This window comes from Pseudomonas sp. GD04158 (assembly GCF_029834875.1).
Classification (GTDB): domain Bacteria; phylum Pseudomonadota; class Gammaproteobacteria; order Pseudomonadales; family Pseudomonadaceae; genus Aquipseudomonas; species Aquipseudomonas hydrolytica.
On the sequence record NZ_JAODYT010000001.1, the window covers coordinates 130683 to 145402 of the forward strand.

A 14720-nucleotide genomic window follows, 5' to 3' on the forward strand; every position below is an offset into this window, starting at 1 on the left:
CAGCGGTTGCTCCGCAGTGAACGACCGCAAGTCGCCTGAGCGACTCAGTGGTGATGGCCGCCTTCACCGTGGATGTGACCGTGGGCCACTTCCTCTTCGCTGGCGTCACGCACGTTCACCACCTTGACCTTGAAGTTCAGGCGCTGACCGGCCAGCGGGTGGTTGCCGTCGACGGTCACATCGTCGCCGTCGATATCGCGGATGGTGACGATCTGCATGCTACCGTCCGGGCCGGAGGCATGGAACTGCATGCCGACTTCCAGGGTGTCGACGCCTTCGAACATGGCGCGGCTCAGGGTGGCAACCAGCTCGGCGCTGTACTCGCCGTAGGCTTCTTCCGGCTCGACGGCCACTTCGACCTCGTCACCGGCCTTCTTGCCGACCAGGGCCTTTTCCAGGCCGACGATGATGTTGCCCGCACCATGCAGATAGACCAGCGGTGCGCCGCCAGCCGAGCTGTCGATCACCTCACCGGCATCGTTGGTCAGGGTATAGTCGATGGAGACGGCCTTGTTGGCGGCGATCAGCATGGGGAGACCTTTTGCGAAAGATAAATGAACGAACAAGTCTAACCAAGGCCGATCGGGATTGCGACCCGAGCCCTGACAAACGGACCACGCGTATCGTTGATTTTCGTCAGGACGAACACGGCGACTGGGTGGCAGTCTTGTCCTGTGGTCATACTCAACATGTACGCCACCGACCACCCTGGCAGAATCGGGCCTGGGTACTCGACCCCGAGCGACGTCAGGCCAGACTGGGCAGCCCCTTCGCCTGCGGCTGGTGTGCCAGGGATCGGTCGCACGATGAATTCAAGGAAGCTTAAATGTCTGCTCGCAACATTCTGGTGATCAACTGCGGCAGTTCGTCGATCAAGTTCGCCTTGGTCAACGAAGCCCAGGAGCAATTCCCCCTCAGCGGCCTGGCCGAACGCCTGGGCAGCCCCGAAGCCATCCTGCACTGGCAGCAGGGCGATGAGCGCGACAGCCTGGTGATTGCCGGCGCCGACCACCGCCTGGCGCTGTCCCATCTGCTGCCGATCGTGCAGCGCGTCGCCGCAGGCGAGCTGCACGGCATCGGCCACCGCGTGGTGCATGGCGGCGAATACTTCTCCGGCGCCAGCCGTCTGGATGCCGTCAGCCTGCAGGCGATCCGCCAGGTCGCGCCGCTGGCGCCGCTGCACAACCCGGCCAACCTGCTGGGCATCGAGGCGGCGATGAAGCTGTTCCCGACGCTTACCCAGGTCGCCGTGTTCGATACCGCCTTCCACCAGAGCCTGCCCGAGCACGCCTACCGCTATGCCGTGCCCGAGGCGCTGTACCGCGAGCACGGCGTGCGCCGCTACGGCTTTCATGGCACCAGCCATCGCTACGTCAGCCAGAAGGCCGCACAGATGGCCGGCCTGTCGGCCGAGGCCAGCAGCTGGCTGGTGGCGCACCTAGGCAACGGTTGCTCGACCTGCGCCGTGGAAAACGGCCACAGCCTTGATACCAGCATGGGCCTGACGCCGCTGGAGGGTTTGGTGATGGGCACGCGCAGCGGCGATGTCGACCCCAACCTGCACAGCCACCTGGCGCGTACCCTGGGCTGGAGCCTGGAACAGATCGACAGCATGCTCAACAAGGACAGCGGCCTGCTCGGCCTGTCCGGCCTGTCCAACGACATGCGCAGCCTGGAGCAGGCCCGCGAGCAGGGTCATGCCGGCGCCACCCTGGCCATCGAGGTGTTCTGCTATCGCCTGGCCAAGTCGCTGGCGGCCATGAGCTGCGCATTGCGCCGCCTCGACGGGCTGATCTTCACCGGCGGTATCGGCGAAAACTCGGCGCTGATCCGCAGCAAGACCCTCGAACACCTCGGCCTGCTCGGCTTTGCCCTCGACCCTGCAGCCAACGCGCGCTGCGTACGCGGCGTCGGCGGGCCGATCCAGGCAGCGCATGGCCCGCTGGTACTGGTGGTGCCGACCAACGAAGAGCGGCAGATCGCTCTCGACACTCTTGCCCTGCTCGACTGAGGCTTTTTCATGCATACCTTCTTTATCGCCCCCACCGGCTTCGGTGTCGGTCTCACCTCCATCAGCCTCGGCCTGGTCGGCGCGCTGGAGCGCAGCGGCCTCAAGGTCGGCTTCTTCAAGCCCATTGCCCAGCCGCATGCAGGCGACCTCGGCCCGGAGCGTTCCAGCGAGCTGATCGCCCGCACCCACGGCCTGCACTCGCCCAAACCGCTGCCGCTCAGCCATGTCGAACGCATGCTCGGCGACGGCCAGCTGGACGAACTGCTGGAAGAGATCATCAGCCTCTATCAGCAGGCCGCCGCCGACAAGGACGTGGTCATAGTCGAAGGCATGGTGCCGACGCGCCACGCCAGTTACGCCGCGCGGGTCAACTTCCACCTGGCCAAGAGCCTGGATGCCGACGTGATCCTGGTCAGTGCGCCGGAGGACGAGAGCCTCACCGAACTGTCCGACCGCATCGAGATCCAGGCGCAGCTGTTCGGCGGCCCCAAGGACCCGAAGGTGCTCGGCGTGATCCTCAACAAGGTGCGCAGCGAGGACGGCATCGAGGCCTTCGCCGAACGTCTGCAGGAGTTCTCGCCGCTGCTCAAGACCGAGGACTTTCGCCTGCTCGGCTGCATCCCCTGGCAGGACGAACTGAATGCACCACGCACCAAGGACGTCGCCGAGCTGCTCGGCGCCCGCATCCTCAACGCCGGCGACTACGAACAGCGGCGCATGCTCAAGATCGTGCTCTGCGCCCGCGCCGTGGCCAACAGCGTACAACTGCTCAAGCCCGGCACCCTGGTGGTGACGCCGGGGGACCGCGACGACATCATTCTCTCCGCCTGCCTGGCGGCGATGAACGGCGTGCCGCTGGCCGGGCTGCTGCTGTGCAGCGATTTCGCGCCCGACCCGCGCATCATGGAACTGTGCAACGGCGCACTGGCCAGCGGCCTGCCGGTGATGACGGTGAGCACCGGCTCCTATGACACCGCCACCAACCTCAACCGGCTGAACAAGGAAATCCCGGTGGACGACCGCGAGCGCGCCGAGAAGGTCTCCGACTTCGTCGCCGGGCATATCGACCACGATTGGCTGACCACCCGCTGCGGCACCCCGCGCGAGCTGCGTCTGTCACCACCGGCGTTCCGCTACCAGCTGGTGCAACGGGCCAAGGCCGCGGCCAAGCGCATCGTCCTGCCCGAAGGCAGCGAACCGCGCACCGTGCAGGCAGCGGCCATCTGCCAGGCGCGCGGCATCGCCCGTTGCGTGCTGCTGGCCAAGCCGGAAGACGTGCGTGCAGTGGCCCGCGCGCAGGGCATCGAACTGCCGGAAGGGTTGGAGATTCTCGACCCGGACCTGATTCGCGGCCGCTACGTCGAGCCGATGGTCGAGCTGCGCAAGGGCAAGGGCCTCAACGCCCCGATGGCCGAGGCACAGCTGGAAGACACCGTGGTGCTCGGCACCATGATGCTGGCCCTGGACGAGGTCGATGGCCTGGTGTCGGGCGCCATCCACACCACCGCCAATACCATCCGCCCGGCGCTGCAGCTGATCAAGACGGCGCCCGGCTACAACCTGGTGTCCTCGGTGTTCTTCATGCTGCTGCCGGATCAGGTGCTGGTCTACGGCGACTGCGCGGTGAACCCCGACCCCAATGCCGAACAGCTGGCCGAAATCGCTCTGCAGAGCGCCAACTCGGCGCAGGCTTTCGGCATCGAACCGCGTGTGGCCATGCTCAGCTACTCCACCGGCGACTCCGGCAGCGGCGAGGAAGTGGAGAAGGTGCGCGCCGCCACCCGCCTGGCCCGCGAAAAACGCCCGGATCTGCTGCTCGACGGTCCGCTGCAGTACGACGCCGCCGCCATCGAGAGCGTCGGCCGGCAGAAGGCGCCGAACAGCCCGGTGGCCGGCCGCGCCACGGTGTTCGTGTTCCCCGACCTGAACACCGGCAACACCACCTACAAGGCGGTCCAGCGCAGCGCCGACTGCATCAGCGTCGGCCCCATGCTGCAGGGCCTGCGCAAGCCGGTGAACGACCTGTCACGCGGCGCCCTGGTCGACGACATCGTCTACACCATCGCCCTCACCGCGATCCAGGCGGCCAACCTGCCGAGCTGAAGCGCCGTAGGGTGCGCCCTAAGCGCCGTGAAACAAATGCGTTTCCTCTGGTGCGCGCGGCGCACCCTACGGTGTGACACCCGATGGTCATGACTGGCACTTGCAGGTCAGTGCACAATCGTTAACCTTGGCGCCGACCCAGCCTGCCGCACGGATCGCCGCAGCGCGCTCGATCGATTCGGGGCTCGTAGAAAGCCCCATACCCAGGCCGCCCGCATGACGCGCGGCCTGCCTAAGGAGGCGTTCGCCCGATGCTGCACTTTCTTCCCGCGCCGCTGCGCGGCCTGCTCGCCGGCCTGTTGCTGGCACTCAACACCCTGTTCTGGTGCTGGCCGCTATTTTTCGTCGCCCTGCTCAAGTTGCTGCTGCCGTTCGCCCCGGCGCAGCGTGCGCTGCGCTTCGTGATGCACGGCATCGCGGAAAGCTGGATCGGCTTCAACAAGTTCTGGATGCGCCTGGTCGGCCGCATCGACTGGAAGGTTCAAGGCCTGGAACGCTTCGATACCCGTCACTCCTACCTGGTCACCAGCAACCATCAGAGCTGGGTGGACATTCTGGTGCTGCAGTACCTGCTCAACCGGCGCATGCCGCTGCTGAAGTTCTTCCTCAAGCAGGAACTGATCTGGGTGCCGGTGATCGGTCTGTGCTGGTGGGCGCTGGAGTTTCCCTTCATGAAGCGCTTCAGCAAGGAATACCTGGCCAAGTACCCGGAAAAGCGCGGCCAGGACCTGGCCACCACCCGCCGCGCCTGCGCGCGCTACAAGAGCAACCCGGTGGCGGTGTTCAACTTCCTCGAAGGCACGCGCCTGACGCCGGCCAAGCACGCGCAGCAGAACTCGCCGTTCCGCTACCTGCTCAAGCCCAAGGCCGGCGGCATCGCCTTCGTGCTCGATGCCATGGGCGAACAGCTGCATGCCATCGTCAACGTCACCATCCACTATCCGCACGGTGTGCCCGGCTTCTGGGACCTGCTCTGCGGCCGCCTCGACGCCGTGGAGGTTCGCTTCAAGCAGGTGGAGATTCCCCGTGAATTCATCGGTCGCAACTACGACCAGGACGATGATTACCGTCTGGCCTTCCAGCAGTGGGTCAATCGCCTGTGGGAGGAGAAGGACGCGGAGCTCGCCAGCCTTCACCAGCAGACCTGACGCATCACCGACGCTTCAGTCACCACGCGGCAGGGGCAGTTTGGTCCAATCCAGCTGCGCCGGCACCTGCAGCGCAGCCTCGGCCGACAGGCCGGGCGCCACCAGAAAGCCCTGCATGATGCTGCAGCGGTGCTCGACCAGCCAATCGCGCTGGGCCTGGGTCTCCACCCCTTCGGCTATCACCTCCAGCCCCAGGTGATGGCCGAGGTCGATGATGGTGCTGACCACCGCGGCATCGCGCGGCGAATCGAGCATATTGGCAATGAACAGGCGGTCGATCTTCAGAGTATCCAGCTCGAAGTGCCGCAGATAGGCCAATGACGAGTAGCCGGTGCCGAAGTCGTCGATGGCGATCTTCACTCCCAGCTCGCGCAGATGACGCAGCTGCGCCTGGGTCAGTTCCAGGTCCTGCATCAGCGCGCTTTCGGTCACCTCCACCTCGAGCTGGCTGGCTTTCAGGCCATGGACGTCGAGTACCCGCTGCAGGTCCGCCACCAGTTGCGGCATGCCGAACTGCACCGGACTGACGTTGATGCTGAGGATCAGCTCCTCGCCGAACTGGCTCCTGAGCCCGGCCAGCTGCCTGGCGCCTTCACGAAAGATCCATTCGCCCAGGCGGTTGATCAGGCGGGTCTCCTCGAGCAGCGGAATGAACACGTTGGGCGCGACGATGCCGGCGACCCGGTGCTGCCACCGCAGCAAGGCCTCAAAGCCGCGCAGCCGTCCGCTATTCAGATGGAACTGGGGCTGATACACCAGCACGAAGTCGTCGTTCTCGATGGCATGGCGCAGGCTTTCCTCGAGCATCAGCCGCGAGCGTGCGCGGCCGTTCATCTCCGGCGAGAAGAAGCGGTATTGCTGACGCCCGGCGCGCTTGGCCTCATACATCGCCATGTCGGCCGAGCGCAGCAAACCCTCGACGCTCTGCCCGCACTCGGGGAAGCAGGCGATGCCGACACTGGCGCCGAGAGTGAAGTCCACGCCATCGAGGGTGTGACGAACCGAGACCAGCTCGATCAGCTTCTCCGCCACCTTGGCGGCGTCCTCCGGGTGGCCGAGGTTGTCCAGCAGCGCGGTGAACTCGTCGCCGCCGATGCGTGCCAGGCTGTCGTAGGGGCGCAGGCAGGCCTTGAGCTGCTCGCCGACGCGGCGCAGCAGCTGATCGCCGACGTCGTGGCCGAGCGAATCGTTGATGCGCTTGAAACCGTCCAGATCCAGATAGAGCACGGCGATGCGCTGGCCGCTGCGCTCGATACGCGCCAGGGCGGACTCCAGGGCGAGGTGAAAGCCGCGGCGATTGAGCAGGCCGGTCAACGAATCGGTCACCGCCTGCGACTCGAGCTGGGCGTGCAGGTTGCGCACCACCGACATGTCCAGTGCGATGACCACCATGGCCTGCTGCATGCGCGGCAGCGGCGAGCAGGACAAGGCCACCGGCAGGCAGCCACCGCTGAGCGTGCGCAGCATGGCCTCGTGCACCCGGTAGGTGGCCTCGCGCTTGAAATGACGGAAGAACTCCGACTCCTGCCATCCGCCTTCGACGGCGGGATTCTTGAGGAAGGACATCAGCTCGGCGCCTTCGAGGTCACCGACTTCGCCCTCCAGCATCTGCGCCATGGCGGGGTTGGCGAACTGGATCCGGCCGTCCTCCCCTACCACCATGATGCCCTCGGCGGCGTTGGCCAGCACCGAGGCGTTGAAGGCTCGTGCCCGATCGAGCTGCTGCGTGAGCTGCTGCAACTCGCTGCGATTGCGTTCGTGCTCCAGCAGGCTGTGGATCTTGTGCCGCAGCACAGAGGGGTCGAAAGGCTTGAGCACGAAGTCCACCGCCCCGGTGCTGTATCCCCGCAGCACCGCATCCTGGGTCTGGGCAATGGCGGAGACGAAGATGATCGGCGTCAGCCGCGTACGCGGGTTGCCGCGCATCAGGCGGGCCACTTCGAAACCGTCCATGCCGGGCATCTGCACGTCCAGCAGCACCAGCCCGACGTCTTCCTCGAGCATGCAGCGCAGGGCTTCTTCCCCCGAGCTGGCGCAGCGCAACTGCCACTCGCCGTCCTCGAGCAGCGCCTGCATGGCCTCGAGATTCTCTACGCGGTCATCCACCACCAGCAGAACCTGCGTGGCGGGTAAGGCGACGGTCTTGCTCTGCGCCTGGGCCATCGTAACTCCTCTGTCCTTTTGCCCGGTCCCGATCACTCCTGCCATCAGGTTAGTTCATTACTGGCAGACGTCATGAGCGGCATGCTCAACCAGCGTTCCAGAAGCGCAATCAGCTCGTCTCGCTTGATGGGTTTGGCCATGTAGTCGTCGGCACCGGCGGTGATGCATTTCTCCCGATCCCCCTTCATGGCGTGGGCGGTCAGGGCGATGATCGGAATGCTGCAACCGTGCTCCTGCTTGAGCAGCCGCGTGGCGGTGTAGCCGTCCATGTTGGGCATGGCCATATCCATCAGGATCAGATCGAAGGTGTCACGCTGGTAGGCGGCGATCGCCTCGATGCCATCCTTCGCCGAGCTGACGTGCAGTCCCACTTCATCGAGCAGGGCCGTGAGGGCGTAGACGTTGCGCACGTCGTCGTCCACCAGCAGGACGCGCCGTCCCTGCAGCGGATTGAGACGCGGGTGGGCCTGCTGCGGCGTGCGCACGTCGCCGAGAAAACCCTGCACGGCCTGGCACAGCGCCTCGGTGTCATCGCCATGCTTGCGCACCACCACTGCACTGTAGCGGCGCAGGCGCTGCAGGGTCTGCTGGGTGACGTCCACGCCGGTGTTGATCACCACGCGCATACCCTGCAACGGCCGCAGCTGGTTGAGGCTGTCGAGCAGGGCGAAACCGTCCTGGTCGGGCAGGTCGAGATCGATCACCAGGGCAGCGAACTCGCCATTGGCGTAGGCCGCACGGGCCTCCTCGGCATTGGCACAGGCGGTCACGACGAACCCCAGCTGGGCGAGATGTTCGCGGTAGTGCTCACGCTCGACCGCCACGTCCTCCACCAGCAGTAACGCCTGCTCGTGCGCGGCGCCATGCTGCAGTTCCAGAAACACCTGTTCCAGTTCGTCGCGGCCGATGGGCTTGACCAGATAGCGCGTGCCGTCGTCGTTCCAGCCCACCGGCTGCGGCACGCAGGAAATGATGTGCACCGGGGTGTAGCGATGGCTCGGCTGGGCGCGCAAGCGCCGGAACAGCTGCCAGCCGCTGAGATCAGGCAGCAGGATGTCGAGGATGACCGCATTGAAGCTCTCCTGCTGCAACAGCCCCAGTGCCTGCAGGCCGGTGCGGCAATGCACGCTGGAAAAGCCATGGGCATGCGCCTCCTCGGCGATGACCGCGGCGAAGTTGGCGTCGTCCTCGACGATCAGCAGCGGCGGACCATCGCCGGCCCGCTGAGGGCCTTCGGTGGCAGGCTCCGCTGTGGCGGGTGCGCTCTGCACCGGCAACCTGACGGTAAAGGTCGAGCCCTGACCCGGCGTGCTCTGCAGGCCGATATCGCCATCGAGCGCCAGCACCAGCTGGCGGGTGATGGCGAGCCCCAGGCCCGTGCCGCCGAAGCGCCGGCTGGTGGAGCCGTCGATCTGCTGGAAGGCCTGGAACACCTGCTCGTGCTGGGCCGGATCGATGCCGATGCCGGTATCGCGCACACTGAAGCAGAGCAGCTCGCGCTCGTCTTCCTGCCGGCCTTCGCTGCTGACGGTCAGGGTCACCTCGCCCTGGTCGGTGAATTTCAGCGCGTTGGACAGCAGGTTGCGCAAAATCTGGTGCAGACGCACCCGGTCGCTGTGGATGACGCGCGGCACACCGGCGTCGATCTGGGTATGCAGGCTGAGCCCCTTGAGCTCCGCCATCGGCCGCAGGCTGGCGTCCAGCTCCACCAGCACGTCCTGCATGTTGATCGGTTCGAGCTTGAGCTGCATGCGCCCCGACTCGACCTTGGCCAGATCGAGGACATCGTTGATCAGCTGCAGCAGGTCGCTGCCGGCGCGATGCACGATGTCGGCATGCTTGGTCTGCTTCTCGGTGAGATTGCCGGCCAGATTCTGCCGCAGCTGGTCGCTGAGAATCAGGATGCTGTTAAGCGGCGTGCGCAGCTCATGGGACATGTTGGCGAGGAATTCGGACTTGTAGCGGTTGGCCAGCAGCAACTGCTCGGCCTGCTCGCGCAACTTCTGCTCTGCGGCCCTGCGCTCGCTGATGTCGATGATCACCGCCTGCACCAGGCTTTCGTTGCCGCTGCGGATTGGCGACAGGCCGACCTCCAGCGGTATCAGCCGCCCCTCGCGATGCTGGCCGAACAGCTCGCGGTTGCCGCCCATACGGCGCTGTTCGGGCATGGCCTGATAACCCCTGCGCAGCGCCACATGACCGCCCCGCAGAGCCGCGGGCAGCAGCATCTCGATCGGTTCGCCAAGCAGCATCTGCCGTTCGTAACCGAACATCTGTTCGGTCTGCCGGTTGACCATGGCAATTCGGCCGAGGCCGTCCACCAGCACGATGGCATTGGGCGACGCCTCCACCACCAGGCGGAAGCGCTCTTCCGCCACCTTGCGCGCACGCAGATCGACCAGATTGATCAGGTAGCTGCTGCCCTCGTGCAGCGGGTTGAGGCTGATGCTCACCGGGATCGACTCGCCACGCAGGGTTCGCACCATGCGCTCGTCACTCTCGCCCAGTTGCTCCTGCAGATCCTGCGGCGATTCGATATTGGGCAGCACGCGCAGCACCGTCTCGCCGAGCAAACCATTGAGCGGGCAGTCGAAGAGTTCGGCGGCGCTGCGGTTGGCCATCTCGATCCGCCCCTTGGCGTCACAGAGTACGGTGGCCACCGGCAGACGCTCCACCAGCAGGCGAAAACGCTCCTCGCGCTCCTGCAGGTCTCGCGCGGCCTGCTCGCTCATGTGCAGCTTGCGCTCGCGCTGATAGAGATAGCCGCCGACCAGCAGAGCCAGCAGCAGCGCCACGGCAAGGCCGGACCAGAGGCTGAACGTACCGGAGCGGTCGATCAGACTACGCTCGTATTCGGGCGTGCCCGTCAACGCCAGCTCCCAGTTGCGCCCGTAGAGCGGCAGCTGCAACTGACTGCTGAAACGCGGCACCCAGCCATTGGCCGGGGCCTCGCCACGCAGCAGTTCACCGCCTTGCGCACTCACATCCCGAAGCACGATGTCGAAATGGCGTGTCTGGCTGCCCAGGATGCCTTCCATCAGGTCGTGGCTGCGAAACGCGCCATGGACCATCCCCAGCAGCGCAGCACGGCGCTGCTCCGGCGTATTGAGCGGCATTCTGGGACGAAATACCGGCAGGAACAGCAGAACGCCCTGCTGCACGTTGATATCGATTTCCTGACGCAGGACCAAGGGGCCGCTCAGGCTGGCCTGCCCCGTTTCGATCGCGCGCTCGATGGCCAGGCGGCGGACCCCTTCGCTGAGCATGTCGAAGCCCAGCACCCGCCTGTTGCGCCAATCCAGCGGGCTGACGTACTTGATCGGCAGGTAATGCTCGCGCTGCCCGGGCGGGAACACCTGATAGTCGAGTTCGTCCGCCTGCAGCTCGACGCGGAATTCGGCGAGCTGCTCCGGCGCCAGGTAGCGGGCCCAGGCCACGGCCTGGATGCCGGGGTAGCGGTCCTGCAGCTGGAGCTGGTCCAGGGCTCGCTCCCATTCGATTGGAGAGACCTGGTCGCTGCCGATCATCAGCCCGGACACACCGCGCAGGACCATTTCGTAGGTCCGCATACGAGCCGTTATGCGCTGACCGATATCCTCGGCCTGCAGCAAGAACCGTCGCTGAGCGTCCTCGCGCTCGCGCTCCTGAAGGGTGCTCCATTGCCAGAACACCAGCCCGCCCAGGCCGAGCAGCAGCCCCAGCGCAGCCAGCAATGGCACCCAGGGCCTGTGCGGCCGCTCGACAGCTCTGTCGTCCATTCGCTCTCCCTTCGGTCATCCAGAACCAATACGCAGAGACACGCCCTGCACGGCCTTCACAGAACCACAGCAAGCATTCTAGTCAGCTTTTGCATCACTGGCCTTTGGCCAGAGGGGTTGCGACGGGCGGTCGCCGGCGCGCCATGGAACATGCCTGGGCCTGGCTCGCGGCGCCGCGCAACGGGTCTGAACGGGCAGAAAAAAGCCCTCGCAAGCGAGGGCTTCGTTTCAGCGAATCGGCGCCTCAGAGCGGACGCAGATTGATCTCGACGCGGCGGTTCTGCGCACGGCCGGCATCGGTGGCGTTGCTGGCGATCGGCTGGCTCGGGCCTGCGCCGTAGGCGGAAATGCGTTGGCCCGGTACGCCGTTGGCGGTCAGGTAGTTGGCCACGCTCTGCGCACGGCGGCTGGACAGACTCTGGTTCAGCTCCTGCGAACCGGTGCTGTCGGTGTGACCGACGATGTTCACGCCATTCTTGTTGAATTCCTTGAACACCAGCACCAGCGAATTCAGGGTCGGATAGAAGCTGCTGGAAATGTCGGCCGAGTTGCTGGCGAAGGTGATGTTGCCCGGCATGATCAGCTTCAGGTCATCGCCATTGCGTTGCACCTGCACGCCGGTGCCCTGCAGGGTCTGGCGCAGCTTGGCTTCCTGGGTATCGACGTAGTAGCCGTAGCCGCCACCCGCCGCACCGCCCACTGCAGCACCGATCAGCGCGCCCTTGGCACGGTCTTTCTTGCTCGAGGTAGCTGCACCGATCGCGGCACCGGTCACCGCACCGATACCGCCGTAGATGCCGGCTTTGCCGGCCTGCTGCTCGCCGGTATAGGGGTTGGTGGTACAGCCGGCCAGCAAGGCCATGACCGCGGTGGCCGCGATCAGATTACGCCTGGTGTTCATAGGGACTTCCTTAGGGAGTTGTTCTGGTGTCGGCAGCTTGCCGGAGCCTTCGAACCGACTGTGCGGACGAAGTTCCGCGCAAGCTTACCAGCCGCGCAGCGGCTGGACTGCGACCCAGAACAAATCCCGGAAGTGCGGGCTTACTGCACGCCCGGCAGGGGGCGCAGGGTGACCTCAACCCGGCGGTTTTGCGCGCGCCCTTCGGCCGTGGCGTTGCTCGCCACCGGCTGATCGGGCCCCATGCCGCGGGTGCTGACCCGGCTGCCATCCACTCCCTGGGCGATCAGATAGCTGGCCACGCTCTGCGCACGGCGCTGCGACAGGCTCATGTTGTAGCTGTGCGAGCCGGTGCTGTCGGTGTGGCCGACCACCTCGATGCTGTTCTGGTTGTACTGGCGGAAGGAGTTGGCCAGGTTGTTCAGCGGCGCGTAGAAGCTGCTGGCGATCTCCGCCGAGTCGGTGGCGAAGGTGATGTTGCCCGGCATGATCAGCTGAATCACATCGCCCTGGCGCTGCACCTCGACACCGGTGCCCTGCATCTGCCGACGCAGCTCGGCCTCCTGCCTGTCGGCGTAGTAGCCATAACCGGCACCGGCCGCACCGCCCACCGCGGCGCCGATCAGCGCGCCCTTGCCGCGGTTGTCGTGATTGATCAAAGCCCCCGCAGCGGCACCGGCCAGCGCCCCCAGGCCGCCGTAGGTGGCGGTCTTGTTCGAGCTCGGGGCGCTCTGGTCGTACGGGTTCTGCGAGGCGCAGCCGGCCAGCAGCAATGCAGCGGAGCAGGCGGCGATCAGGGATAGACGGGACATGACGAGTTCTCCTCGAAGGACGGCAGAATGCCAGTGTAGACAGCACCCGCGACAGCGGGTTCAGGCACGGATAAACGGGTTCTCGCGCATCTCGTCGCCGAGGCGAGTATCCGGCCCGTGCCCGGTGACCACGGTGGCGTCCTCGTCCAGGCGATACAGGCGCTGCCTGATGGAGCTCTCGATGGTGGCGTAGTCGCCGCCCCACAGGTCGGTACGGCCAATACCACGGCGAAACAGGGTGTCGCCGGCGATCAGCAGCTTGGCGTCTTCGAACCAGAAGCTCATCGAACCCGGCGTATGCCCCGGCGTGTGCAGCGCCACACCACAACCGCAGGCCAGCTCCTCGTCATCGGCCAACCACCTGTCCGGCGCCGGGACCGGGGTGTAGGGCACGCCGAACATGCGGCACTGCATCTCCAGATTGTCCCAGAGGAACTGATCCTCCTTGTGCAGATGCAGCGTGGCGCCGGTCTTCTCCTTCATCTGCCCGGAGGCGAGGAAGTGATCCAGGTGGGCATGGGTGTGGATGATGCTGACCACCTTGAGACCATGGGCCTCCAGACGCGCCATGATCAGATCGGGATTGCCGCCCGGATCGACCACGATGGCCTTCTTCGTAATCGGATCGCCGATGATGGTGCAGTTGCACTGCAAGGGGCCGACGGGAAAGGTCTCGCGGATCAGGGAGGGGCGTTCGGCGGTGTTCATCAGAGGGCCTCGTTTCGATAATCGCCGGGCAGTTTACCGGTCCATTTCCTGAATGCACGGCGGAAGTTGGACGGGTCGCTGAAACCCAGCAACTGGGCGATCTCGTACAGCGGCAAATGCGTGGTGGTCAGGTACTGCAGGGCCAGGCGCTTGCGTACCTCGTCGAGCACCTGCTGGTAGCTGGTGCCCATCTGCGCCAGGTGCCGGCGCAGGCTGCGGCCACTGGTGTGCAGGGCGCTGGCGGCGCTTTCGAGGTCGGGGAAATCGCCAGGGCGCGCCAGCAGCAGGCGACGCACGCGGGTGAGCAGGCCGTCCTGCACGTCGAGGCTGGCCAGCAGCGCCTCGCACTGCTGCTCGCACATCTGCACCGTGGCCGGGTTGGCCAGGGCCATGGGCCGCTGCAGATAGTGCCGCGGCAGGCGCAACCAGTGCCAGGGCTGCTCGAACTGCGCCGCCACGCCGAACACCTCGGCGTAGCGTGTGGCGTAGTCCGGCGCGGCATGGGCGAAGCCGACGGCGAGCCCCTGCAATTCCTCGCCGAGCAGGAAGCGGGCGATGGTGTGAATGCTGGTCAACAGGCCTTCGGCGGCAAAGCGCGATTGCGGCCCCATGGGGAAGGACTCGACGGCGCGCAATTCCATGTCCTCGCCCTGCTCCACCAGCTCCAGCTCGAAAGCCAGGCCAAGCACCCGGTAGTACTTCAGAGCGAACTGCAGCGCCTTGCCCAGGTTGGCGCTGGACAGCACCGCATAACCGAGGATGCCATGGGTGGAGACGTTGAGCCGCTGGCCCAGCACCAGGCCCAGCGCCGGTTCGCCGCAGCGCTCCAGCGCGGCCTGGGTGAGCAGGTGAAAATCCTGAAAGGACAGACGTCCGTTCGGGCTGCCCAGCACTTCGGGGCGCACCCGTGCGGCGGCGAACAGGGCATCGCGCGGCACACCCCGCTCCTCGGCCAGCGCCAGCAAGGCCTCGGCATAGGCCACGGGAACCAGTTCGGCAGTGAAGTTCAGCGCGTTTTTCATCGGGCGTCTTGTCGTGGCGGCTGGCCGTAAATGACCCGTGTTTTGGCTGACCTTAACCTTGCCCGCGGCCGCGCCACAAGCCCATAGTTGCACCATG

The 14720-nt window shown here is 65.8% G+C and carries 11 protein-coding genes; 4 read left to right on the forward strand and 7 right to left on the reverse strand.

Annotated elements, in window-relative coordinates; genetic code table 11:
- Nucleotides 1-44: 44 nt before the first annotated feature.
- Nucleotides 45-530, reverse strand: coding sequence for a peptidylprolyl isomerase (locus N7333_RS00675; protein ID WP_003240505.1), 486 nt, complete (start codon nt 528-530; stop codon nt 45-47).
- 11 nt (nt 531-541) lie between these two features.
- Between N7333_RS00675 and N7333_RS00680 the strand changes: the two genes are divergently transcribed.
- The 4 genes from N7333_RS00680 (at nt 542) to N7333_RS00695 (ending at nt 5262) form a co-directional block, all read left to right on the forward strand.
- Entirely contained in the window at nt 542-826 is a 285-nt protein-coding gene (locus N7333_RS00680) for a DUF3565 domain-containing protein (RefSeq protein ID WP_129482935.1), read from the forward strand.
- Nucleotides 827-2011, forward strand: a complete 1185-nt coding sequence (locus tag N7333_RS00685) for an acetate kinase (protein WP_129482936.1) — start codon at nt 827-829, stop codon at nt 2009-2011.
- A gap of 9 nt (nt 2012-2020) precedes the next feature.
- Complete coding sequence (gene pta, locus N7333_RS00690) at nt 2021-4114, forward strand: phosphate acetyltransferase (RefSeq protein WP_129482937.1); 2094 nt, start codon at nt 2021-2023, stop codon at nt 4112-4114.
- Nucleotides 4115-4365: 251 nt separating this feature from the next.
- A complete protein-coding gene (locus tag N7333_RS00695) occupies nt 4366-5262 on the forward strand; it encodes an acyltransferase (RefSeq protein WP_003240497.1) in 897 nt (298 codons plus the stop codon).
- Between the two features lie 15 nt (nt 5263-5277).
- Here the strand turns inward: N7333_RS00695 and N7333_RS00700 are convergent, their stop codons facing one another.
- The 6 genes from N7333_RS00700 to N7333_RS00725 form a co-directional block, all read right to left on the reverse strand.
- Entirely contained in the window at nt 5278-7425 is a 2148-nt protein-coding gene (locus N7333_RS00700; protein WP_129482938.1) for an EAL domain-containing protein, read from the reverse strand.
- Between the two features lie 44 nt (nt 7426-7469).
- Complete coding sequence (locus N7333_RS00705; RefSeq protein WP_036986833.1) at nt 7470-11183, reverse strand: response regulator; 3714 nt, start codon at nt 11181-11183, stop codon at nt 7470-7472.
- Between the two features lie 244 nt (nt 11184-11427).
- A complete protein-coding gene (locus N7333_RS00710; RefSeq protein WP_003240491.1) occupies nt 11428-12084 on the reverse strand; it encodes an OmpA family protein in 657 nt (218 codons plus the stop codon).
- A gap of 140 nt (nt 12085-12224) precedes the next feature.
- Nucleotides 12225-12893 carry an OmpA family protein gene (locus N7333_RS00715; protein ID WP_012019600.1) on the reverse strand — a complete coding sequence of 223 codons (669 nt, stop codon included), beginning with the start codon at nt 12891-12893 and terminating at the stop codon, nt 12225-12227.
- A gap of 60 nt (nt 12894-12953) precedes the next feature.
- The gene (locus tag N7333_RS00720; RefSeq protein ID WP_129482939.1) at nt 12954-13601 is read right to left on the reverse strand and encodes an MBL fold metallo-hydrolase; all 648 of its coding nucleotides are present in this window, start codon (nt 13599-13601) and stop codon (nt 12954-12956) included.
- Nucleotides 13601-14623 (reverse strand): AraC family transcriptional regulator, encoded by a 1023-nt coding sequence (locus tag N7333_RS00725; RefSeq protein ID WP_129482940.1) that lies wholly within the window; start codon nt 14621-14623, stop codon nt 13601-13603. The genes N7333_RS00720 and N7333_RS00725 overlap by 1 nt, the downstream gene beginning before the upstream one ends.
- Nucleotides 14624-14720: the final 97 nt, after the last annotated feature.

Bases quoted from the DNA above. Each gene is read 5' to 3' on its own strand.
- N7333_RS00675 (WP_003240505.1), bottom strand. From the start codon at position 530: ATGCTGATCGCCGCCAACAAGGCCGTCTCCATCGACTATACCCTGACC.
- N7333_RS00685 (WP_129482936.1), top strand. From the start codon at position 827: ATGTCTGCTCGCAACATTCTGGTGATCAACTGCGGCAGTTCGTCGATC.
- pta (WP_129482937.1), top strand. From the start codon at position 2,021: ATGCATACCTTCTTTATCGCCCCCACCGGCTTCGGTGTCGGTCTCACC.
- N7333_RS00695 (WP_003240497.1), top strand. From the start codon at position 4,366: ATGCTGCACTTTCTTCCCGCGCCGCTGCGCGGCCTGCTCGCCGGCCTG.
- N7333_RS00700 (WP_129482938.1), bottom strand. From the start codon at position 7,425: ATGGCCCAGGCGCAGAGCAAGACCGTCGCCTTACCCGCCACGCAGGTT.
- N7333_RS00705 (WP_036986833.1), bottom strand. From the start codon at position 11,183: ATGGACGACAGAGCTGTCGAGCGGCCGCACAGGCCCTGGGTGCCATTG.
- N7333_RS00710 (WP_003240491.1), bottom strand. From the start codon at position 12,084: ATGAACACCAGGCGTAATCTGATCGCGGCCACCGCGGTCATGGCCTTG.
- N7333_RS00715 (WP_012019600.1), bottom strand. From the start codon at position 12,893: ATGTCCCGTCTATCCCTGATCGCCGCCTGCTCCGCTGCATTGCTGCTG.
- N7333_RS00720 (WP_129482939.1), bottom strand. From the start codon at position 13,601: ATGAACACCGCCGAACGCCCCTCCCTGATCCGCGAGACCTTTCCCGTC.
- N7333_RS00725 (WP_129482940.1), bottom strand. From the start codon at position 14,623: ATGAAAAACGCGCTGAACTTCACTGCCGAACTGGTTCCCGTGGCCTAT.